This is a genomic window from Phyllobacterium sp. LjRoot231 (genome assembly GCF_964253365.1).
Taxonomy (GTDB): Bacteria; Pseudomonadota; Alphaproteobacteria; order Rhizobiales; family Rhizobiaceae; genus Phyllobacterium.
In genome coordinates, this window is record NZ_CAXUQT020000001.1 from 3,200,746 (window position 1) to 3,221,883 (window position 21,138).

At 52.0% G+C, this 21,138-nt stretch carries 16 protein-coding genes, 1 tRNA gene and 2 pseudogenes; 11 read left to right on the top strand and 8 right to left on the bottom strand.

Annotation, left to right across the window (positions count from 1 at the left end; all coding sequences use genetic code 11):
* Window positions 1-103 precede the first annotated feature (103 nt).
* On the bottom strand, window positions 104-2,551 hold the full coding sequence (locus ACSQ3H_RS15775; protein WP_436117922.1) for a mechanosensitive ion channel family protein: 2,448 nt from the start codon (window positions 2,549-2,551) through the stop codon (window positions 104-106).
* A gap of 246 nt (window positions 2,552-2,797) precedes the next feature.
* Here ACSQ3H_RS15775 and ACSQ3H_RS15780 point away from each other — a divergent pair.
* From ACSQ3H_RS15780 to ACSQ3H_RS15790, 3 genes are all read left to right on the top strand, one after another.
* Window positions 2,798-2,887, top strand: a tRNA-Ser gene (locus ACSQ3H_RS15780).
* 1,324 nt (window positions 2,888-4,211) lie between these two features.
* Window positions 4,212-4,334: a hypothetical protein gene (locus tag ACSQ3H_RS15785; RefSeq protein ID WP_436117923.1), complete on the top strand. Its 123-nt coding sequence runs from the start codon at window positions 4,212-4,214 to the stop codon at window positions 4,332-4,334.
* A gap of 133 nt (window positions 4,335-4,467) precedes the next feature.
* Window positions 4,468-4,746 carry a DUF982 domain-containing protein gene (locus tag ACSQ3H_RS15790; protein ID WP_436117924.1) on the top strand — a complete coding sequence of 93 codons (279 nt, stop codon included), beginning with the start codon at window positions 4,468-4,470 and terminating at the stop codon, window positions 4,744-4,746.
* Between the two features lie 556 nt (window positions 4,747-5,302).
* On the opposite strand, the gene ACSQ3H_RS15795 is transcribed toward ACSQ3H_RS15790, so the two are convergent.
* A complete protein-coding gene (locus ACSQ3H_RS15795) occupies window positions 5,303-5,977 on the bottom strand; it encodes a class I SAM-dependent methyltransferase (protein ID WP_436117925.1) in 675 nt (224 codons plus the stop codon).
* 267 nt (window positions 5,978-6,244) lie between these two features.
* On the opposite strand from ACSQ3H_RS15795, the gene ACSQ3H_RS15800 reads away from it, so the two are divergent.
* From ACSQ3H_RS15800 to ACSQ3H_RS15810, 3 genes are read left to right on the top strand one after another with little or no spacing between them, the layout of a single operon-like run.
* The gene (locus ACSQ3H_RS15800; protein ID WP_436117926.1) at window positions 6,245-7,447 is read left to right on the top strand and encodes a methyltransferase domain-containing protein; all 1,203 of its coding nucleotides are present in this window, start codon (window positions 6,245-6,247) and stop codon (window positions 7,445-7,447) included.
* A 5-nt stretch (window positions 7,448-7,452) separates the two neighbouring features.
* Window positions 7,453-9,489: a glycoside hydrolase family 99-like domain-containing protein gene (locus ACSQ3H_RS15805; protein ID WP_436117927.1), complete on the top strand. Its 2,037-nt coding sequence runs from the start codon at window positions 7,453-7,455 to the stop codon at window positions 9,487-9,489.
* A 40-nt stretch (window positions 9,490-9,529) separates the two neighbouring features.
* The gene (locus ACSQ3H_RS15810; RefSeq protein WP_436117928.1) at window positions 9,530-10,372 is read left to right on the top strand and encodes a class I SAM-dependent methyltransferase; all 843 of its coding nucleotides are present in this window, start codon (window positions 9,530-9,532) and stop codon (window positions 10,370-10,372) included.
* A 131-nt stretch (window positions 10,373-10,503) separates the two neighbouring features.
* Here the strand turns inward: ACSQ3H_RS15810 and ACSQ3H_RS15815 are convergent, their stop codons facing one another.
* Window positions 10,504-11,157 (bottom strand): IS3 family transposase, encoded by a 654-nt coding sequence (locus ACSQ3H_RS15815; protein WP_436117929.1) that lies wholly within the window; start codon window positions 11,155-11,157, stop codon window positions 10,504-10,506.
* 34 nt (window positions 11,158-11,191) lie between these two features.
* On the opposite strand from ACSQ3H_RS15815, the gene tnpA reads away from it, so the two are divergent.
* The 3 genes from tnpA to tnpC are packed head-to-tail and all read left to right on the top strand — an operon-like array spanning window position 11,192 to window position 13,614.
* Window positions 11,192-11,584 carry an IS66-like element accessory protein TnpA gene (tnpA, locus tag ACSQ3H_RS15820; RefSeq protein ID WP_436117930.1) on the top strand — a complete coding sequence of 131 codons (393 nt, stop codon included), beginning with the start codon at window positions 11,192-11,194 and terminating at the stop codon, window positions 11,582-11,584.
* Window positions 11,581-11,928, top strand: a complete 348-nt coding sequence (gene tnpB, locus ACSQ3H_RS15825; RefSeq protein ID WP_436117931.1) for an IS66 family insertion sequence element accessory protein TnpB — start codon at window positions 11,581-11,583, stop codon at window positions 11,926-11,928. The genes tnpA and tnpB overlap by 4 nt, the downstream gene beginning before the upstream one ends.
* Window positions 11,929-11,973: 45 nt before the next feature.
* On the top strand, window positions 11,974-13,614 hold the full coding sequence (gene tnpC / locus ACSQ3H_RS15830; RefSeq protein ID WP_436117932.1) for an IS66 family transposase: 1,641 nt from the start codon (window positions 11,974-11,976) through the stop codon (window positions 13,612-13,614).
* Here tnpC and ACSQ3H_RS15835 read toward each other — a convergent pair.
* The 5 genes and pseudogenes from ACSQ3H_RS15835 to ACSQ3H_RS15855 all read right to left on the bottom strand — a co-directional run bounded on the left by ACSQ3H_RS15835 (window position 13,595) and on the right by ACSQ3H_RS15855 (window position 18,875).
* Window positions 13,595-13,827, bottom strand: a pseudogene (locus ACSQ3H_RS15835) (DUF6429 family protein). The gene tnpC and the pseudogene ACSQ3H_RS15835 overlap by 20 nt on opposite strands.
* A gap of 58 nt (window positions 13,828-13,885) precedes the next feature.
* Window positions 13,886-14,382: pseudogene (locus ACSQ3H_RS15840) on the bottom strand (transposase); the annotation flags it as partial.
* A gap of 124 nt (window positions 14,383-14,506) precedes the next feature.
* Complete coding sequence (locus tag ACSQ3H_RS15845; RefSeq protein WP_436117933.1) at window positions 14,507-16,384, bottom strand: rhamnan synthesis F family protein; 1,878 nt, start codon at window positions 16,382-16,384, stop codon at window positions 14,507-14,509.
* A gap of 7 nt (window positions 16,385-16,391) precedes the next feature.
* Window positions 16,392-17,237 carry an NAD-dependent epimerase/dehydratase family protein gene (locus ACSQ3H_RS15850; RefSeq protein WP_436117934.1) on the bottom strand — a complete coding sequence of 282 codons (846 nt, stop codon included), beginning with the start codon at window positions 17,235-17,237 and terminating at the stop codon, window positions 16,392-16,394.
* A gap of 219 nt (window positions 17,238-17,456) precedes the next feature.
* Complete coding sequence (locus ACSQ3H_RS15855; protein ID WP_436117935.1) at window positions 17,457-18,875, bottom strand: acyltransferase family protein; 1,419 nt, start codon at window positions 18,873-18,875, stop codon at window positions 17,457-17,459.
* A gap of 236 nt (window positions 18,876-19,111) precedes the next feature.
* Here ACSQ3H_RS15855 and ACSQ3H_RS15860 point away from each other — a divergent pair, with 236 nt between their 5' ends.
* Both ACSQ3H_RS15860 and ACSQ3H_RS15865 read left to right on the top strand, forming a co-directional pair.
* A complete protein-coding gene (locus ACSQ3H_RS15860; protein WP_436117936.1) occupies window positions 19,112-19,801 on the top strand; it encodes a sulfotransferase domain-containing protein in 690 nt (229 codons plus the stop codon).
* A 222-nt stretch (window positions 19,802-20,023) separates the two neighbouring features.
* Window positions 20,024-21,109, top strand: coding sequence for a glycosyltransferase family 61 protein (locus ACSQ3H_RS15865; RefSeq protein WP_436117937.1), 1,086 nt, complete (start codon window positions 20,024-20,026; stop codon window positions 21,107-21,109).
* Window positions 21,110-21,138: the final 29 nt, after the last annotated feature.

Here is a 21,138-nt window from a genome sequence, read left to right on the forward strand (position 1 = left end):
TATCTGGCTGCGGCTCTGTATTACCGCGTTTCTATGCGCTAGGGGCGGTATCTGTTGCGGCGGGTTCACTTTTTATGTTCGACAGACTCATACTATGAGTTGTTCAGTGTTTGATCTTCTTCGTCTCGCCGGCCAGCTTGTCTCTCACTCGGTCGGTCAGCATTTCGACGATGGACTCGGCATCTTCGAGATGGAGGTTCACGTCCCGTTGCGGATAAGGAATCTCGATGCCCTCTTCGGCAAAACGATCGATCAAAGCGAAGCGGATTTCATTCTGAACGGTGCCGGAATTGGAAAGGTCAGCGAGATGCACGCGCATCTCGAACTGCATGACAGACTCGCTGATTGCGCTGAAGGCGACGAACGGTTCCGGGTTCTTCAAGACAAGCGGATGACTGCGGGCAATCTCCATCAGGATGGCATGAACGCGTCGCGGATCGACCTTGTGCGAAACCCCGATCGGAATATCGACGCGCCCGAGTTTGTTGCGATGCGTCCAGTTGCCGACACTCCCGTTGATGAACGATGAGTTCGGAATGATGAGCGACTGGCGCTGGAAGGTTTCGACCTCCGTTGCCCGGACGCTTATCTTTTTAACGATGCCGCCCACCCCGCCGGTCTCAATCCAGTCTCCGACCTTGAACGGACGCTCGGCAAGCAAGATGAGACCCGAAACAAAGTTCGAGACGATCGCCTGCATACCGAAACCGATACCAAGCGATAGACCGCCTGCAACCAGTGCCAGACTGGATAGATTGATGCCGGCGGCCGATATGCCGATGACGCCTGCAATGCCCAGGCCAAGATAGCCAACAGCAGTGCGGATCGAATTGCGCACACCTGAATCGAGCCTGCCGCGTGCCATGACCCGGTTGTCGAGCCAACTCTGGAACCAGCGTGTAAATCCGTAGAACAGCGCAAACAACAGAACGCCGATTGCGATCGAAACCAGCGAAATATTGACCGAACCGATCTGGAAGCCCGTCGCGATTGCTACGAACCAGGCCGACATTTCGCTCCATTGGAATCCCCACAGCAGAAGGATTATCGGAATGCCCAGCAACACAACAAAGATATTGATGACGATACTCAACACCAGACCTAGCTGGTCCAGGGCAGTCTCATCCAGACCAAAACGGGTCTGTACAGCTCGCCCAAGCTTGGTGCCGGTAAGCGCATTCTCGTCGGATACTGCGCGAGCCGTCAGGAAGCCCAGGTACATCGTGACGACCACGGCGCCATTGATAACGATTTGCTGCGACACGAAGCGTGCCAGACCGATATAGCCGAGAACCGCCGCGACGATGGGCACAAGCCCGATCGTATAGAGGAAAACCCGCATGGCCCTCGGCCAGGGTTTGATATTCCCGGTTTCCTCGTCTTCCAGCGGCTTCAGTGACGCCATAGCGATGATGAGCAGGCCCACCAGAACGGTAGCAAAAAGGCTCTTTGCAACGGTTAGTGACAACGGAGATCCGGCGATCTGATTGACTGTATCGGCGATGTAATCGAGCCCGGTTATCGTTACTGTGGCCGTGATCAATACCATCAGGATCCGGCCTGGTCGTGGAGCTATGCGTACCAGACGCCAATTTGGCGCACCCGGACAAATCACCGCCTGCGCCAGTGCGTGAACGAAATAGACGATGCCAATCACGCAAAAAAGCATATAGATCAGTGATGCAATATCTGGTCGCAACACGTTGAAGTAACTAAGAAATAGGTATGTTGTGACGAGGAAGACCACGACGGTCAATGACCGCATGAGCGTGGACCAGAAAGCGACAGCAAGACGGCTGAGATAGGATGGCGATTCGATCGTGGCGTCGCGCAGGTAAAGATGCCCGAGCAGCCTTTGGCCGCCGATCAGAAGGACAAGCGCTGCAATCGCCGCAAAAAAGGCAGCCGCCAGCATGGATTGCCATTTGAACGAAATGACGAAACGCCACCAGGATGAAACCACCTGGTTCATCGTTCGTATTTCCTGGCCGTAGGCCTCGGCGACTTCGCTACCGAGCGAATAATTTATGTCGACACGTTGCGAAAGTGTGTTGGCAAAGAGTTCGCGTCTCGCGTCCACGATTCCGTCAATCATCCTGTTGACCGCGATTAACTGATCCTCGGTCTCGCCGAGGACCGCATTGATTTCGGCTTTCTCGGTCGTCAGCTTCGCCCGCTCGTCGGTGACGATCTGCGCTTCCGGCGGTTGGCCTTGGGCTGGTGGAGGACCGAGCTGATCCAGCCGCGAATTGATTTCCGTGACACGCGGTCTGAACGATACGCCGATATCCAATAGTTTTTTGGCGGTGGCCTCCAGATTGAGGCGCAGATCCGCCAATGCGGCGTCGGTGTCGGCCTTTTTCATCTGTTCAGCATAGTCTGCGATTTGCTTCTTCACGGCATCGATTACGGGCCGCTGTTCCGCAACAATGCCCGTGACAGGAGCTTGCGCCGGCGCAGGTGTCTGCGCTGCAGCCTGACTTACCGCGCAAGCGAGAATCAAAACCGTGGAAATCGCCAGAAATATCTGCCGAACGAAGGAAGGAATCACAGGGTCAAATCCATGTAAAAAACAGTTTTCAGCTGACGATTGCCTGTTCATGTCGGCACAATCAAGGCATTTTACGCTTGACGTGGGCGAATGGGCGGGCAGACTGATAGTTCTGGTCGCCCCTTTTGGCATACTAAGGAGCAGGTTGACGCCGCAATTCGAAAGGCTATATAGACCGCCAACAGCGTTGGGTAGCTTTCCTTTGGCGTTGGCCAGAACATCGAGTATCAAACGTTTCAATGGGTTGGAGGGGTGGCCGAGCGGTTTAAGGCACCGGTCTTGAAAACCGGCGTAGGTGAGAGCCTACCGTGGGTTCGAATCCCACCCCCTCCGCCAAATGTCATTGATTTCATTGTATAATCTGTCGTTTTAGAGGCCTTATCATAACGTTTAGCCTAACTTCGGAAAATGGGGCGAGACATTGTGGTCCTCGCTCGCCCCTTTATTCTGTGGTGGTCTTTCTGGAGGGCGCGACAGGCTCGAACCTGTAACCAAGGGCTTAGAAGGAATGCGGGACAAAGCTCCATTCGTTGGGTTGCTTGCCTGCCGAGACCAGTTCGGCTGCGTCCCTGACCATCCCCCTTACCAATTGTCAGGGCTCATGAACTAGACGGTGAGCGAAACCTCGCCGTCTTTTTTCCATAGAGAATTTGATGGAGTGGAATCCTAAAAGCCGCTGTGCTTCTCTACCGCCATGGAAGATTATAAAGCCTTCGCACCCGTCACAGTTTACGCCAGCCAGGCCAGATGCGCAGCAGCGGCACCGCTTACGACGCGGCCAAGTTTATAATGGAGGGGTGGCCGCCAGAACGCGGCGGTCCCAAACTCTCGAACGCAAAGGTTATCCTTTTGAAATGCCTTGCTGGTGAATGCTCTGCTGCTGTGGGGTGGCGTTCATAGAAGCGGCACGCGAGTCTAATATTTATATTGCTCCGCCGGAGAATGAGCCCGTTAGAAGCAAGCCGCGGTGGCATAAGGCGGCTAAGGCGTGGCGGCGGTCCTAGTATAAAGCGTCAACTACCGCGCAGTAAGCCGTTACCAAAGCACTCTTTACCGCAGACCATCGGTTCGCCAGATGTGCGGAAAATCTCCTGTCAGCTTCCAAAAGCTGTGCCAGTAAGTTTCCAAGCTTGTCTGATACATGTTCCATGGCAGTACCCCCTACGAATTTGAAGGATGCCACCTTCTGCAATAGGAAGCTTTTTTACTCCAGCGAGGACTGGAGCCTGATGCAGAATGCGCTCCTGAATGCCACCAAGAAGCTGCACAGAGATCAAGGTCACGAAGATGCGGATCGTCTCGCACGAAGGGTGATGACGCTGTTCGACCAGGGCCTTCGCGACGCAGAAGTCATCGCCTGCACAGCGGCCAATCAGGAAATGTTAATTGCCAAAATTGCGTCGCTACGAAGCTCAACAAGGTCCCCTCATGCGTAACGATATTCATCAACGCCTCGATAGCAAACTAGAATGCCCAAAGTGCCAAACGATCTACCTCACATTTACGCAAGATATAGGGCCGAGCACATCAATCGTTTGTAGCTCTTGCGGAGAATACATGGGTACGTGGGGTGATTTGGAGGCAGATTTTTACGCTCAAGGCGGGGGCGACGGCGTGTTCAAAATGCGCGACGGCCAGATCATTCGAAAGGAGTGATCCTATGCGAACAGATTTTGAGGACGATCCGGAAGATAGGCGGCATGAACTGCCCTACTACCTCTACGGCTTGGTATTCTTTGTTGGGCTTGCCATCTCTATCGCGATTGGGTGGTTCTCCACTTAGAAAACTTGGGAGCCAACGTTCCCTGAACCAGGGTCTCAGATAGTAAATATTGACTACCTCTCCCCGAGGAACCGATCCCGCTTGGTTCCGTTCCGCGCTGATGGAAGATCGACCGTTCAATGCCGTCAGGATTATGACAAGACATCCGGGACGGATGCTCGTTATCACGTCAGCCCTGCGCGCTGCCGAAGAGATCCTTAATGACTGGCCTATCGATCAAGGAGAGAAACTTTCCATCGCCAGGCATGCTCTCCTGTCCTGCCTGGAACGCAAACTTTCACCGGGTGCCGCACGCGTTGCATTTATTGAAGCGGCCAAAGAAGCTGGCAATTACGTCGATGAACCGCAGCGGTTGTCCCCAGCAGGAAAATTGAAGAAGTGGCACAAAGGCAAGCCACGGCGGCGAACATGAGGAAAACTAGCGCCTGTGAGCAACTTTTCGTACGCCACCAGCGTTTTATAGTATTGGGAACTTTGGAAGGAGTGACCGCCATGGGAGGATCGTCACAGCACTTTGTCCGGAGAATGCCGACTGCGCCGGACCATCTTTTGGAATCGATTTAGAAACACATGCCCAAGACCAAGCATGAGCCAGAGAGATTATCCGAGGTGCTCAAACGGTCAAAAGGAGCCTATTCCATCAGCAAGTACAGAACCGTCAACAAAGCAAAAGGCGCAAAAATTCCTGAACTGTAAAGGCGATATCGAATGCCGAAACGCCACAGCAGGCTCAAGTGGTATTTCAAAATGAGACACCGGCGAGCGTTGAGGAGCCAGCAGTTCCTTTTAAGAATTCGACGGATACCGAGACGGGCACTGTTACGTTGGCCTGGCAACTGAGCATTCTTTTACCTTCATAGTTCATAATGCGTCGTAGACTGTAGACATACTGCGATCACCAATAGTTCAAGCTGGCGTCTCACAAAACCCTTGAGAAAGATCGTCTGTGCCCTCCGCACGAAAAATGCTCAAGAACGAGGCCTCAAGGCTTTCCAAATCCGTGTTGGTAGGCTGGACGTTAGAGCGGGGGCGATTTCCGATGCACTGATGGCTATACCAGCCGGGTAGTCAAATGTATGGATTTTCACACTCTCGAAGCCTGCAGCGATAACCTGTTGCCACATATCAGCGCCGTACTCCGTATGGACGAGATAGTCATCCGACCCGGTATCAGGAAATCCGTGGTAGCTTTTTTTCATACCTTTGCGCGAGCGTGACATTCGCCCAACGATAACCGGTATGGTGAAGGCCAAAAGTCCGCCTGGGCGTAGAACCCGCTTGCATTCTCTTAAGGCCTTTATTGGGTTTTCGATGTGTTCCAGCGTATCCGAATGGACAACCAAATCAAAGGAACCGTCACGATACGGCATGTTTTGCATGTCAATCGATGGGTATGCTGCCAAACTTCGGTTCGGCATTTTTGCTAACCATTTCGTTAGATCTGACGCTTCATTGATTTCCAATATTTCGAGCTTGGAAAATTTTTTGGCAAAGGCCTCAAATGGGCCATCAAACGACCAGTGGTCTGTGATGCTTGTTGCCAAAGCCATGCTTCGGACGTTGCTACCGCAGTTGTCGCAACGCGTGCCCTGCTGGCGATTTATGTATTCTCTTTCCTCCTCGTTTATCTCCCACTCTGCCACCAAACTATCCCATAGAATTTTGTTATGGACAAAAGAAGAGAAAGTGCAGATGGGGCAAGATTTGGGATTCAAAGGATTCTCTGCTGTCCGACGCGTATCAATTTCTCATACACTATTATCCGCAGAGAACAAGCTGGTGCAGTGATCCTATAACATTACCGCAAGCCGACCATTACGCGAGCAGATCATCAACTTCGATATGCGTTTGCACAAACTGACAAAGAAACTATAAGAACGTCAAACAAACCTCGCGGCAGGATATCCCTCATGACCAAGGCCCAACCCAAAAAAGTGATTACGCAGAAACGGACGAGCATCAAGGAGTTGCCAACAGACGGTGAACGCTATTTGCCCAACAGGATGAATGGGCGCATCGCCGCGGAACATCTGGCCAGATATTCGTTTGCGGAACAGTTCATTGCCGGCAAGAAGGTTCTAGATGTAGCATCGGGCGAAGGATATGGAACTGCAGTCATGGCGTCCAGATCGCGTTCAATCGTGGGCGTAGACATCGCCGAGGATGCAATTCAGTATGCACAAGAAAAATATGCCTCTGTCAAAAAAGCTACTTTTCAGGTTGGAGATGTAACGAGCCTGGAGTTCCCTGCTAATGCATTCGATGTCATCGTTTGCTACGAGACAGTTGAGCACGTCGACGCTCCCTCAGAGGCAATTGACGAGTTGCGACGTGTATTAAGGAAAGATGGCAAGCTGATTGTCTCTACGCCAAACAAGGAAAATTACAGCAACAGGTTTGAGTACGACAATCCATTTCACAAAAAAGAGCTAGACTTTATCGAGTTTAAAGCGGCACTCGAATCTAAATTCACGCATGTTCGCTATTTCGGTCAATTCTCAGGAACGGCTTCATCCATTGTCAATGTTGAGAGTAGCGGAAAGTGGCCAATTCCGGACGCTGATCGCGGCGTAACCCAGGCAAATGTTCCAAAGTGGACGAACAATGGTTCAAAAGGCGAGGCCGACCCGTTGTATTACATTGCGGTATGTTCGAACGCACCTATTGAAAATCAAATTCAACCGATGGAATTTTTTGATGCATCGGATTGGAGCAGTATTGAGGATGAGTTCCGTCTAAGAAGAACAGGTGAGCAATTGCAAGCGCAGATCGATAGCGTAGAGACTACCCATAAAGACCTCCAAGTCAAACAGAGTGAACTACTGGCAGCCCAAAAGGAGCTGACCGCCTCGCTAGAGACATTACGTCAGCGCGATGCGGAAATTCAAACGCTTCGGCTCGCGTTTAACTCACTTAGAGGTCAACACACGAGGTTAAACAAAGAAATCGAATCCGAGCAGCAAAGGACAGCTCAGCTGAATGACAAGTTGAATGCAATTTTAGGCAGTACGACTTGGCGAGCTGGTTCGGCATTCCGAAACACTTTGATGCGTAGCAACCTGCTGCGAAAAACAGTGCGGAAAGTTTACCTTTCAATTGCAACGAAGCGGTAGTCGACATGAATGAACTGCGTAAAGCCATTGCGGGTGAGGAGTATCTAAAGCAACTCAAGGAGAGTCGCAGAGGATACCGTGATAGTAATTATTTTCCCGAGAAGTTGCCCAATTTTCAAACTGGAAACTCTCAGGTCGATCTACTGGCCTATTATTTGCCCCAGTTCCACCCGTTCCCGGAAAATGACGAATGGTGGGGAAAAGGGTTTACCGAGTGGACCAACGTTACCCGCGCGCGCCCACAGTTTGTCGGGCACTATCAACCCCATCTCCCGTCCGATCTCGGATTTTACGATCTGCGACATGAAGATACGATTGGGCAACAGATAAACCTCGCAAAATCGTATGGTTTGTCAGGATTTATTTTTTATTATTATTGGTTCGAGGGACGCCGTGTGCTCGAACGGCCGCTGGATACGTTTCTCAAGCGAAAAGACTTTGATTTCAAGTTTTCTCTTTGCTGGGCAAACGAAAATTGGACAAGGCGCTGGGACGGTGATGAACATGAAATATTGCTAAAGCAGAGCCATGGCCCCGAGAATGATAGAGCATTCATCCAGGACATATCGGAGTTCCTGAAGGATCATCGTTACATCCATATTGATGGCCGGCCGGTGCTAAGTGTGTACCGCGTAGGGCTGTTGCCAGACATCGAAGAAACCGCGGCATGTTGGCGGAGAACCGCGAAGGAGATCATCGGGAAAGATCTTTTCCTTATCAACGCGATGACTTTTGGAGAAGAGCGCGATCCCCGCAGCTTTGGATTTGATGCGGCGATGCAATTCCCCCCTCACGGGATCCCGACACATTCCATTACCCACCAGGTAAAGGCGTTTAGTGAAGACTACAATGGTCCAGTTTGGGACTATGAACTGTGTGGGGCCAATTCGCGGGAATTACTCGCCAAATATGATTTTCCACTGATTCCGGCGGTCTTTCCTTCTTGGGATAACACAGCACGGCGGGGAGAAAATGGATCTGTCTATCTCGGATCCTCGCCAGACACCTATTCAAAATGGATCGCTGAAGCGGCAAGCCATGCATTCGCCAAACCGGTGCATGGGAATTCATTCGTGATCATCAATGCCTGGAACGAGTGGGCGGAGGGCGCGCACTTGGAACCAGATCAAAAATTCGGACATGCTTTTCTACGATCGTCCGCAGACATCCTGCGTCCTTATGTAAAGGATACTCGCCTTGCATATCCAGAAGACTTCCACGAGCCCACCGCGTCTATTGGAAGTCCTCTCCCTTCAAAGCAGAAAACAGCGATTGTAGTTCACGCTCATTATGTCCAGCCACTAATCGATATCTTAAAGCAAATTCCAGACACGATTCAGGGCGACGTGTTCGTTACCCTGTCTTCAGAACCAGACCCTGAAGTTCTGTCCGCTATAGCGACATGGGGGAAAGACACGAACCTACTGTTCTTTCCTAACAGGGGCCGCGATGTTAGGCCGTTCTTGGGTGCATTGAAGATAATTAGAAGTCGTGGTTACGACTATTTCATTAAGCTCCATACAAAGAAGTCCGTGCACCGGAATGACGGAGATGAGTGGAATCTTGAGCTTACTCGACCGTTTCTTGCGGCTTTACGGGACGGCTCAATAGGACGTTACCTCGACGAGAACCAAGACGTGGATCTAATTGGGCCTGCAGGTCACATCCTCAACGGGTTGGAATTCATGGGGTCAGCCGGGAATTTTCGATGGATTGAAAAACTATGCGAACATCTGAACATCGAGCCTGCCCACGAAGAGTTTTCATTCATTGCGGGTAACATGTTCGCTGGGCGGACTGAGCTTCTCAGGCCGTTGACTGACGATCCGTGGATCCCATCAATGTTTGAAGAAGAAATGTACCGTCGAGACGGCACTTTGGCACACGCTCTGGAAAGAATGTTTGGTCTACTTTGCACCCTCCGTGGAAAGGAAATCACAGGGATCACCACCAAAAATGGGCATGTCGAGTACCATCGCGCCTCTTCCAAAGCCTCGATTTACCAGTATGCCCAAAAACAGCCTTGGCGCGCCGCTGGATAATGATATAGGCATTTTCCGCCATACCAATTGGAGACACGTTTTGACCGAAGTTGCCGATCACCATCGAGAGCTTTCTAACGAAGCTTGGTTAGACATTTTAAAGCGCAGCATCCGTGAGCCGGTAATTGATGGGATTCCGTTCCCTCGCTTTCCCGCAAACGAGTTGCAAAAAAACACTGTTGGATCTTCGAACGAGGATGCACTGAGCGAAGCTTGCAATTTCTACAGCGAGATGAAGAAGCAATCTGCACGACTCGATATGCCGGTAAACCTCAATAGCCGTATTCTTGACTTCGGATGTTCGTGGGGACGGTACCTCAGATATTTCTGGCGCGACGTTTATTCCCACAACTTAATGGGTGTTGACACGGATCCTGATGTCCTGAAAATCAGCCAGGATCTTAAAGTGCCTGGAGTTTTGAGCCGTATCGAACCGAACGGCTTTTTGCCGTACGAATCCGCATCATTTACGCATGCGTTTAGCTATTCCGTCTTTACTCACTTACCAGAAAATATCTCCCTACATTGGATCGCTGAGATAGCGAGAGTATTGAAACCAGGAGGCGTTTTTGTTTTCACGGTCGAACCGCCGCGCTTCATCGACTTCGTAGCTAGTATTCCGCTTGATGCAGAATTTAAATGGCATCGAGGACTGCGGGCCGCGCTGGGAGACCCAGATGAAGCACGTGAAAAAGCGGAACGAGGAGAGTTGGTATACCTTCCGACAGGGGGCGGCGACTATAGGGCTGCTGATGTTTATGGAGATACCGTAATTCCAGAAATCTACGCCCGCTCTCGCTGGATCGAGCTTTTTGAGATTGTCGAATATATCGACGAACCGAGTAAATTCTGGCAAGCGGTTGTGATAGCGCGTCGACTGTAAATTAACCAGTGGCGAAAGCTCGGACTGACCTTGCCCCGTTGACATAATCCATTTTGAAGTAAGCTCTGGCCCATTGTGACGTGCTCCCCGTCTTTAGGCCACCCGGAGCTGGAATTTTCCGGGGTTAAGGCTCATGCCGGCCGAGGAGCCGATGAGCCGTTTATGAGCGATATCGGCGGTTTGTTGCCGATGGCGCTGTGGGGCCGGACCTCATTATAGTCCTTACGCCAATCTTCTATTTTTCGCCGGGCATCGTCAAGGCTCATGAACCAGTGGGCATTCAGGCATTCGCTGCGGAACTTGCCGTTGAAGGACTCGATGAAGGCATTGTCAGTCGGCTTGCCGGGGCGGGAGAAGTCGAGGATGACGCCCTTGTGATAGGCCCACAGATCGAGATCGCGGGAGATGAATTCCGAGCCCTGATCGACGCGGATCGCCTTCGGATAACCGGCTTCGCGGCAGACCCGTTCCAGCGTCTCAACGACATCCTCGCCCCGATAGGAGAACCTTGGATCGACGGCGGGCGAATAGCGCGAGAAGGTGTCGACGATGGTCAGCATCCGGATTTTGCGGCCGGTGGCGAGTTCGTCATGCACGAAGTCCATGGCCCAGGTCTCGTTGTGCCGGACCGCCTCGCTGCGATCCTCCCGCAGCCTGGCCTTCACCCGCCGCCTCGGTGTTTTGTTGCGCAGTTGCAGGCCTATCTCCCGATAAAGCCGATAGATTCGCTTCGGATTCACCGTATCCCCACGGTGACGGCCGCCTTGCGAGCTGAGGCGGAACATTGGAAGTCCTAGTCATAGCACTGGGAGTAGTCCTATGACGAAGCAGCATATTGAGGTGATCACGTCGGTCGAGCGTCGCCGACGGTGGTCTCGGGAAGAGAAGGAACGCCTGGTTGCGGCATGCCTGGAACCTGGGGCAAGCGTATCGGAGATCGCGCGTTCAGCTGGCATCCACAGCGGTCAGTTATTCCGTTGGCGTAAGGAGCTTTGCCAGATATCAGCGCCGTCTGTCCCGCAACTCATTCCGGTTGAAGTCGTCGCGGCCTTGTCGCCGTCCGGTCCGGTAGAAACACCACCACCCTCTCGGGTCCGCAAGAAGAGCAGCATGGTGACGATCGAGCTTGGTCGCGGCCGACGTATTCGTGTGGAGAGCGATGTCGATACGGAAGCGTTGGGTCGGATTCTTGATGTTCTGGAGCGGCGATGATCCCGGTTCCGAGCGGTGTGAAGGTCTGGCTCGCCACCGGCTATACGGATATGCGCAAGGGATTTCCCGGTCTGTCGCTGATGGTGCAGGAGACGCTGAAGCGCGATCCGCACAGCGGCCACTTGTTTTGCTTTCGCGGGCGTCAGGGCGGATTGATCAAAGTGATCTGGCATGATGGGCAAGGCGCTTGTCTGTTCACCAAGAAGCTGGAACGCGGGCGGTTTGTTTGGCCGTCGGCGGCTGATGGCACACTGGTCATCACGCCCGCCCAGCTCGGCTATTTGCTGGAAGGCATTGACTGGCGGATGCCACAAAAAACCTGGCGTCCAAGCTCGGCTGGATGATGGAAATTGCTGGAAAGACGGGAGCGAATATGATTCCATCCCGCCATGACCGATGCGGCCAATCAACTTCCAGACGACCTTGCCAGCGCGCATGCGATGATCCTCGCCGAGCGTGCGGCACGCCGTGAAGCCGAAGCAATTGCCGCTCGTGCGCAGGCGGTGAACTCGCATTCGGATGCGTTGATTGCCCGGCTGAAGCTGGAGATCGAGAAGCTAAAGCGCGACATCCACGGCAGCCGCTCCGAGCGCAAGGCGCGTCTTCTCGAACAGATGGAGTTACAGCTCGAGGAGCTGGAAGCTGACGCCAGTCACGACGAATTGGCGGCCGAGATGGCGGCCCGATCATCAACCACCGTCAAAGCCTTCGAGCGCAAGCGTCCTTCGCGCAAGCCGTTTCCCGAGCATCTGCCGCGCGAACGTGTCGTCATCGCTGCACCTCACACTTGTCCGTGCTGCGGCTCCGGCAAGCTGGCGAAACTAGGCGAGGATATTACCGAGACGCTGGAAGTGATCCCGCGTCAGTGGAAGGTCATCCAGACGGTGCGGGAAAAGTTCACCTGCCGCGAGTGCGAGAAGATCACGCAGCCGCCGGCACCGTTCCATGTGACACCACGCGGCTTTGCCGGGCCAAACCTGCTCGCCATGATCCTGTTTGAGAAGTTCGGCCAGCACCAGCCGCTGAACCGCCAGAGCGAGCGCTATGCCCGCGAAGGCATCGACCTCAGCCTCTCGACGCTTGCCGACCAGGTTGGTGCCAGTGCCGCAGCGCTGAAGCCGGTGCATGCGCTGATCGAGGCTCATGTTCTCGGTGCCGATCGCTTGCATGGGGACGACACGACCGTGCCAATCCTGGCGAAAGGCAAGACCGACACGGGCCGCATTTGGACTTATGTCAGGGATGACCGCCCATTCGGCGGCTCCAGCCCGCCGGCAGCCCTTTACTATGCGTCGCGCGATCGGCGGCAGGAACATCCCGAGCGTCATCTGAAAAGCTTCGCCGGTATTCTGCAGGCGGACGCCTATGGCGGCTACAACCCGCTCTTCAAAGTGGATCGCGATTCCGGTCCGCTGACGCAGGCACTGTGCTGGGCACATTCGCGCCGCAAGTTCTTCGTGCTTGCCGACATTGCGGCGAATGCCAAACGCGGCAAGAACGCCACGCCGATCTCGCCGGTTGCGCTCGAAGCCGTAAAGCGGATCGATGCACTGTTCGACATTGAACGCGACATCAATGGCCTCTCCGCCAACGAGCGGCTGCAACGACGCCAGCAGGAAAGCCGTCCTCTTGTCGACGAGCTTGAGGACTGGATGCGGATCGAGAGGTCAAAACTGTCGCGCAGTTCACCGGTCACCGAGCCCATCGACTACATGCTGAAGCGTTGGGATGGCTTCACCACATTCCTCAGCGACGGTCGGATTTGTCTCACCAACAATGCGGCCGAACGAGCGCTGCGCGGCTTTGTTCTCGGCAGAAAGTCATGGCTATTCGCAGGTTCTGATCGCGGTGCTGACCGGGCTGCCTTCATGGCCACACTGATCACGACGGCCAAGCTCAATGACATCGATCCGCAGGCCTGGCTTGCCGACGCCCTCGCACGCATCGCCGATACGCCGGTTACAAAACTCGCAGAGCTGTTGCCGTGGCATTGGAAACCGGAAACAGCGGTCATCGCGTCGGCCGCGTAAACAGAGCGTGGAACAGTTCTTCCGACCGTCGCAGACCTTCATCGCTTAGAACGACAGACTTCGACTTGTTTGCGGGATCTGCAATCAGGCCCTTCTGATGCAACGGTCCATGACGCCCCAGTCAAACCCTTTCCAGGCTCGACGCTCGTCATGCAGCGTCAGCCATAGTAAGGCGAGAACAGCATCATCGATCTTCTCGTCATCGATTTCCATGCCGGAAACATACCATGAGCACAGGCTAAAATCCTGCGGCCCTCACCGGAGGCGTACGATTCACCTGCCACCCCTCCCGCCGCAACAGCACATGAATGCGCCGATAGCCATAACGCATCCGCGTCTCGGCAATCTCCTTAATCCGTGCCTTGAGGTCCGCCTGCTCGCCACGCCTCGACTTGTAGACGTACAGCGCCCGATCGATCTTCAGCGTTGAACAGGCGCGACGCGTCGACACCTTCCACACCGATCGCAGCTCGTCGACAAGCTGACGCTTGCGCGCAGGCCTCACAGCTTTTTTGACAGAACATCCTGCAGCATGGCCTTGTCCAGCGACAGGTCCGCAACGATCCGTTTCAGCTTGGCGTTTTCCTCCTCGAGCTGCCGCAGCCGCCGCATCTCCGATGGCATCAGGCCGGCATATTTCTTGCGCCAGTTGTAGAATGTCGCGTCGGAAATCCCCGCCTTGCGGCAGACTTCTGCCACGGCAACACCGTCTTCTGCCTGCTTCAGAATGAAGGCGATCTGCGCCTCTGTGAATTTCGTCTTCTTCATCGAATTCTCCTCAGCCCGTCACCCGGGGCATTATTGGAAGATTCCAGTTGAGAATGGACTAATTTGGCGGGAGCACGTCAAAATTCTATCGACCCATAATGCCTTGCATGTTGAGACGTTTGCCTCACGGCCGCCTCCCCAACCGTGCAACGCGCCGCGTCACGCGATAAACAGGTCTCATCGTCTGGAACAGTTTGGGCGATCGGTGCAAGAGTGAGTTTTTTATAGATTGAACTAAACGGCGCAAGGAGCCTCTTACAGAGTCTTCAATTTGAAAGTTGCTACGAATATATTCTAACTGTGTCCTAAAGTCGGCCAACGGCAGAAGAGCGAGTATCGCCTGCAATTTCGCTTCTAGCATAACGTAATTGTAGGCGGCATTTTCAGTAGTTAAGAGGTGACGAACCATATAACCCTGACTTATCGCAACGTAGCCTATTGTTCTTTCGATCGCGTGCGGCAGACTACCGTCGTTATATATCTGGTCAGAGAAATCGTTCCACGACCAAGGATGGACAAACAAGGGTCGAAGAGCCTTTGGTCTAAACCAATACATTCCACCGTTAGGTGCAACGGGAGTATTCTCATCCAGTTGCACCTTCAAGTTCAGTTTTGAGACAAGCTCCCTCACTTTGTCCTTGTTCGTGAACCAAGAGTGACCCATGGTAGGATAGCCGACGTGTATCAAAGCGGGACAAGCCAAACCAATACATTCATTTGCCGCAAACAGAGCCAGAATATTATCAACGAACCCTCTGCTTCCCAAAAGATTTTCCAGCATATGCCGCTTGAAATACGCCCCTTTCGGTCCATCCTGGGGGGACCTCTTTGTGTGAACCCGACACACCAGATCATATCGATCATCTAGAAAAAACTCGCGACATGAAATTAACAAAGCAGACGTATCTCTGCCATCGTTTGATTCGCAAACCAAAACAAAAATACCTTTGTAGCCTCCGACTCGTCCTGCAATGGTTTCTATTTGGGTTTTCTTCTCAATCGTGTCCGTCGTAATTACAATGTCGTATGGAATCGAAATGTTCTTGGCATAAACTAGTAGCTCTTCGACCATATCGACATAGTAAACATGCGCGCATACAGCGACTTTCAATTCGACCGCGGTATTGGTTGCCCCAGCGGGCACGTTCGGGAATATTGAGATCAATGCCGCATTGTTATTCAAAATCCGAGGTTGGGAAATTCTGCCAATGCTATTCCAAATCAGCCTTAGATCGTAATCGGAAGTCTTTTCAACGATCGAAAGCGCGCGAGGAAGATCGATAGCATGGGCTTCCAAAAATGACGTATCGTTGAAGAACAGTCTCTTCTTTAGAATCGGGCTTCGATTCTCGAGGGTTTTGTCCACTTCCTCCATGACTGGATACGCAGAACTGTAGTTCGCTGGATCAACGTAGGCCGAGCAAACGTAGCCGAGATTTTGAAAGTGCTTGGTGAATCGCGTCTCATGTCGAACAATCGAATCTTGATAGGATACTATCTCGTCGATTTCTGACCAGTACGCCCGAAACGCCTGAGACTGATGCATGCTCCGGCGGACAGCGATGAAATGTGAGTTAAGGTGGAAATGAAGCTCTTCCTGGCTGGAATCGAAGAAATTGTAGGGCATGTGTGCATGCGCGGAAATTCCCCAGAAGTCGCATTCTCGACTACCCATCTCGTCAAATAATTCAGTTAGTGGGTAGATGGGCCCATAGAACGTGTGATTGAAAAAAAGTATTTCATCGTATTCATTGAGCTTATCCCAGCCGAGTTCATCGAGAGCTGCCTTGTAAGCCCAGACATCATAACCGACGTTCTTTCGAATAATCTGGTCGTCAACAACCGACTCAACTTTCAGCTGAGAATCTTTGGATAGCGGCCCGTTGGAGACAAAAATGGTTCGATCCACAAATGGCTTCAGTGCCGTTAGAAAGTGAATGTAGTAGTCGTCGACCCTACCTGCTTCATCATAGAAAAATGCGATTGCCAGCCTAGTTGTCATCGCACAATCACCGCAGAATCATTTCCGAACGTCCCAGCGCTAACTTAAGTTTTTGCACATCCCCCCATATTGCACGTGAATCGTACGGACGGAGGGGGAATTTTCCCCAGGCAGGAACTATCTTAAGTTGGTTCTCCGCAATAAAACGCAAAACCATGGACTTCAACGAAATCGGTTCACCAGAGCAGCAGTTGATAATGCCGGACACTTCTCGCTGTTGTGCGACCTCTGCGATCATCGCGCCGAGGTCATTCACGTGAATGAAATCGTACAGGAGCTCACCCGTGTTCATCGGAAACTCCTTCTTCCCCTCGGCTTCAGCTCGTAACAATTTCGCGAAAATAGAATTATTGAGGTGATCATCTCCAAAAATATAAAAGCACCGTATCCAATGGTCTATTGCATGATGCTCACGGCACAATAGCGACTGCACGAGCCTTAAGTGATCCTTTGCAATGCCATATGCATGTTGTGGAAACGTTGGCGTCGTTTCGAACACCGGGCCAACATGATACCCCACCTCATGCATCGTACCGACCCCGACCACATGTTTCAGGCCGCCAGAGAGCATATTCTTAAGGAAGGCAACATGCTTATGGATATTATCGAGATGCTTTATGCTCGAGTGATTAAATCCATCTTCCCAAGCAAGGTGAACGAGTACGTCGGGGCGCCCTGTGGTTTCGTAAATATCGTCGTTTGAATCCAGAACATCTAATTTCAAGAACTGGGAACCAATAGGAACGCTCGCGGCATTTCGGCTGGCTACTAAAACTTCGTTGCCCTTATCGAGCAAAGCTCTAACGACGTGAAGACCGACATACCCGGTTCCGCCCGTGACAAGATATTTCAATTCATTATTCCCATGTTGAAACGGTATTATCCCTCCCTCATCCGAGGGTAGCCTGTCAACCCTGGTGATTATGGAGTGTGATGGCTTTTTATTTTGTCATTGAGAGGAGTGTTGTTTATGACATTCCTAAATTCAGTCTTGGGGGAGCGGTAAGAATGCTGAAAAGCCCAAAAGAATTTGATCGATCTGAATTCAACCATGAGTAGCCTTGGCGTGATGCTATGCCGTCACCAATGCCATCTGCTTCCTTCCAGCTAGACTAGCGGCCACCCGCTTTCCCCACTCATTGATTGGATTTTCGATCCACTTGTATGTCAAAGCAGCCACCGAAATTACGCACAGCAAGGTGATCCCCAATGCAATGAAATATCCGGCCAAGCGGCTCATGCCAGATGCCTGAATTTCCTTATAAAGGGGAAACAGCAGAACTATAATCGGACTATGGACCAGATAGACCGAGTAGCTTATTTCTCCAATCCACGCGATGAGCGGGTTGACCAACGGCCTGATCGGACAAAGGCCCAGGCCGACTACAAGGCACGCGAACATGAGTCCTTCCCAGTAATACTGATCTATGAAGGGCAGAGGACCTGAAGTCACAGCATAGAAAAGGACCGGCACTGATGCGAGCAGCGCAGCGCCAATGTATTTTTTGTCCGGACGATCCTTCAAAAGTGGTGTCGCATAGAACGCTATTAAACCGAACATGAAAATCGGTGCGCGGTAGAAAATAGACAACAAACTATAGGTGCCGGGATCTGCGACGAAGTGAGCAATCGTCATTGAGAATACCTTGGCAACGACCAGCGATAAGCATAGCGCAACGATCGAAAGCCAGATGTTTCTCGTTCTCGCGTAAATGAACGGAAAGATGAGATAGAACACCATCTCAACGCCTATGGTCCACCCTGCCAAAACCACCGATGTTTGATACCCATGTCCAGGGATGAAGTTGAAAATGAATAACATATTAGCAGCTATCGATTTCCAATTGTAGGCGAAGTCAGCTGGATTGAAGAACCCGGTTACAATGATCATCAGATAGAAGAGCGGAGCTATTCGGAAAAACCGGCGTAGTGCAAAGCCAAGCTGAGGTCGTTCCTCTCCTGCATGACGAGGCATGCTGAGACACAACGAAAAAGCGCTGACCACGAAAAACAATTCAACGCCCATAACACCCTTGGTCACATAGATGTCAAACCAGTCTGGCAGTTCCATGCGAGGTTGGGGCATCATGGCAACGTGAACAACAACCACCCACAGAGCGGCGAGGCCACGCAAGGCATTGAGATAGGGGTAGCGAATTGGTTTGGTCGTTGTTGTGTCCACCGTATCGGTCCATCGCAAATTTAGATGGTAGCCCCCTATACTGAATGCAGAGGACACGCAACATGTCGGCGGTTTTGGATGGGATGGTGCAGACATATGGATGAGTTTACCGATTTGCACTATGACGCGGATTGTGCAATCCGATGCGGATTCGAATGCGATCGCCGGTACATAGTTGTGTGGGGGCTGGCCGAAGCATGCTTTGCTCTGCCCGCCGGCGAATGCACGTTCCTGCGCAACCCGGCGGCGCGTGGCATCGAGCACCATGAAGTCAATCTCGATGATCGCCTCATTGGCAATTTCTTGCAAAAGCGGATGGCACTTAGCCAGAGCCGCTTTGGATTTTGATCCAAAGAGGGCATTTTCGTTTTATTGTCTGTGGAGGTCCGATTAGGGCGCAGGAAGCTGAACAACAGGAAACCCCTGCAGAGGTTCAGCGTCGCGCGGGCAAGCCAGCGGCGTATGCGGCGGAGGTGCATAGGGATTGCTTTGGATCGGGGGATGTGTAATTTGCGGCGAGTGTTTAACGCTGTGGCGGTTTTTCAATGCACAAACATGTCTTGCTGGCGTGTATGCCGAAGTCCGGCAGCACTTTTCTTTGCAATGCAATTGCCGCGTTGCCGCATTTTAATGTCGGTGTAGGGGTGCCAGATTGGGGTAGACGCGAGCAGGAATTGGACGATGCTACCCTAAGCCGGATTGAGGATCAGAACTATGTTCTTCAACTCCATGTCCGCTACTCAAACGCGACAAGAACACAGATCGAGAAACACCGTCTTTTGCCGCTTGTCCTTGTCCGAAATATTTTTGATGTCGTACCCAGCTTTATTGATCACCACCGCAAGGAAAGCCTTCTTCACCCGATGGCGTTTGTTCCAGAGGGTATCCAGAATTGGTCTTTCGAAGAATCCGCACGCTTCGTATCGACCATGATTATTCCGTGGTATTTCAATTTCTATATGTCCTGGTACGAAGCCCCAAACACACTGATGATCCGATACGAAAAATGGGTAGCGGAGCCAGAACAGCAGTTAACCCGTATATGCCAGCACATTGGGCTTGATGTTGAGCAGGTGGAGATTGATCGCGCCGTTTCCTCGGTTATTGATGCCTCACCTAGAAAGAATGCAGTTAACCCCGGTCGCGGATCGTCTCTGCCATCTGGTTGTGTCGAGCAAATCCGCTCTATGGCGCAGTTTTATCGAGGGACGGATTTTTCGCCAATTGGTCTATAGTTTTCTCAATTCCGGCCATCTCGATAGCTACCCCCAACGCAAAAACCTTCTGCCTTGTTGCGCACGAGCCTGAACAGCTGGCGCGCACAGCGATATTTAGCGCCGCGCGGGCAAGCCAGCGGCGTATGCGGCGGAGTTGCATTGATTGCGATTTCAGTTGATGAGTGATTGGCGATATGCGATGCGCTGCTCGGGCGAGCAAACGAATGGGGAAATGTGTTTATGGAAATTGCAGATACTAACGACCTTGCAATTCACCATGTCGATATTTCAAGATTAGTAGACAGTGGGACTGTAACTGGCTGGCTTTCTGGCAAGATACGAGGTGAACTACCGTTTCCACATTTGAGCGGATCGGACGGGTTACTTCTTGGACAAACCGACGTTTTTGAAGCAAATGACGTTTATTACACGCCAGAATACGGTGCTGTAATCAATTCCCGCGACGAGGTCTATGCGACTACAGCCGCAGAAGCGAAGTTCTTAACGCCAGACTATTCCTTAATTCCACGCCCCAACAGCTCAACAAAGACGATTGACGAGGCTGGGATATTTATGGCGTGGGGAGGTAACACTAATTACGGGCATTATTTGATAGATTGCTTGTCTGGTATCGTCGCACTTCAGCGAGCAAATATTGGATATCCTCTCGTCTCGCCTTCGCTGCAACCATGGCATCGGGAACTATTGTCATTGCTTGGCAAGGAAGTTACCGAGATTCCAGAGCCTGTCGTTGCATGTAGGAAGGCTGCATGGTCCAGTTGCATGAACCATTATCTTCACGCTCCGAATGACACGCTACTGCACGTCCGAGATATCATCCTTTCCAATACAGCTAGCCAGAGAGGCTCTGATAAGATTTATGTTTCTCGCAGCAAGATCGAAGACAAACGCCGAATGGTGAACGAACTGGAGCTAGAGAAAAGGCTGGTTGCCGAAGGCTTCGAGGTCTTCCACCCGCAAGAGCACTCCATCAAGCACCAAATCAGTGTGTTCCACAGAGCCAAGGTTGTAGTTGGCGCTGCCGGTGCTCAGATGGCCAACGCAATTTTCATGAAACCAGGGACGGTGGCTATCGAGATTTGTCCGGACAACTATTCCGGAGTTTGGATTCGCAATCTATGCCATCTGGCAAATGTTCAATGGTGCTGCCACTACTTCCCGTCACCCATACTTGAACTACCGCATAGTCCCTGGCTTTTTTCCTACCGGATCGACGTTGACCAATTCAGCAGGTTTCTTAACAACTGCGTTCCGATGGGACGCATTCAAAAGATAAAAAGGGCTCTGGCATACTTAACAAAGTAACAATTGGATTCCTGTCATACTAGTTCAGC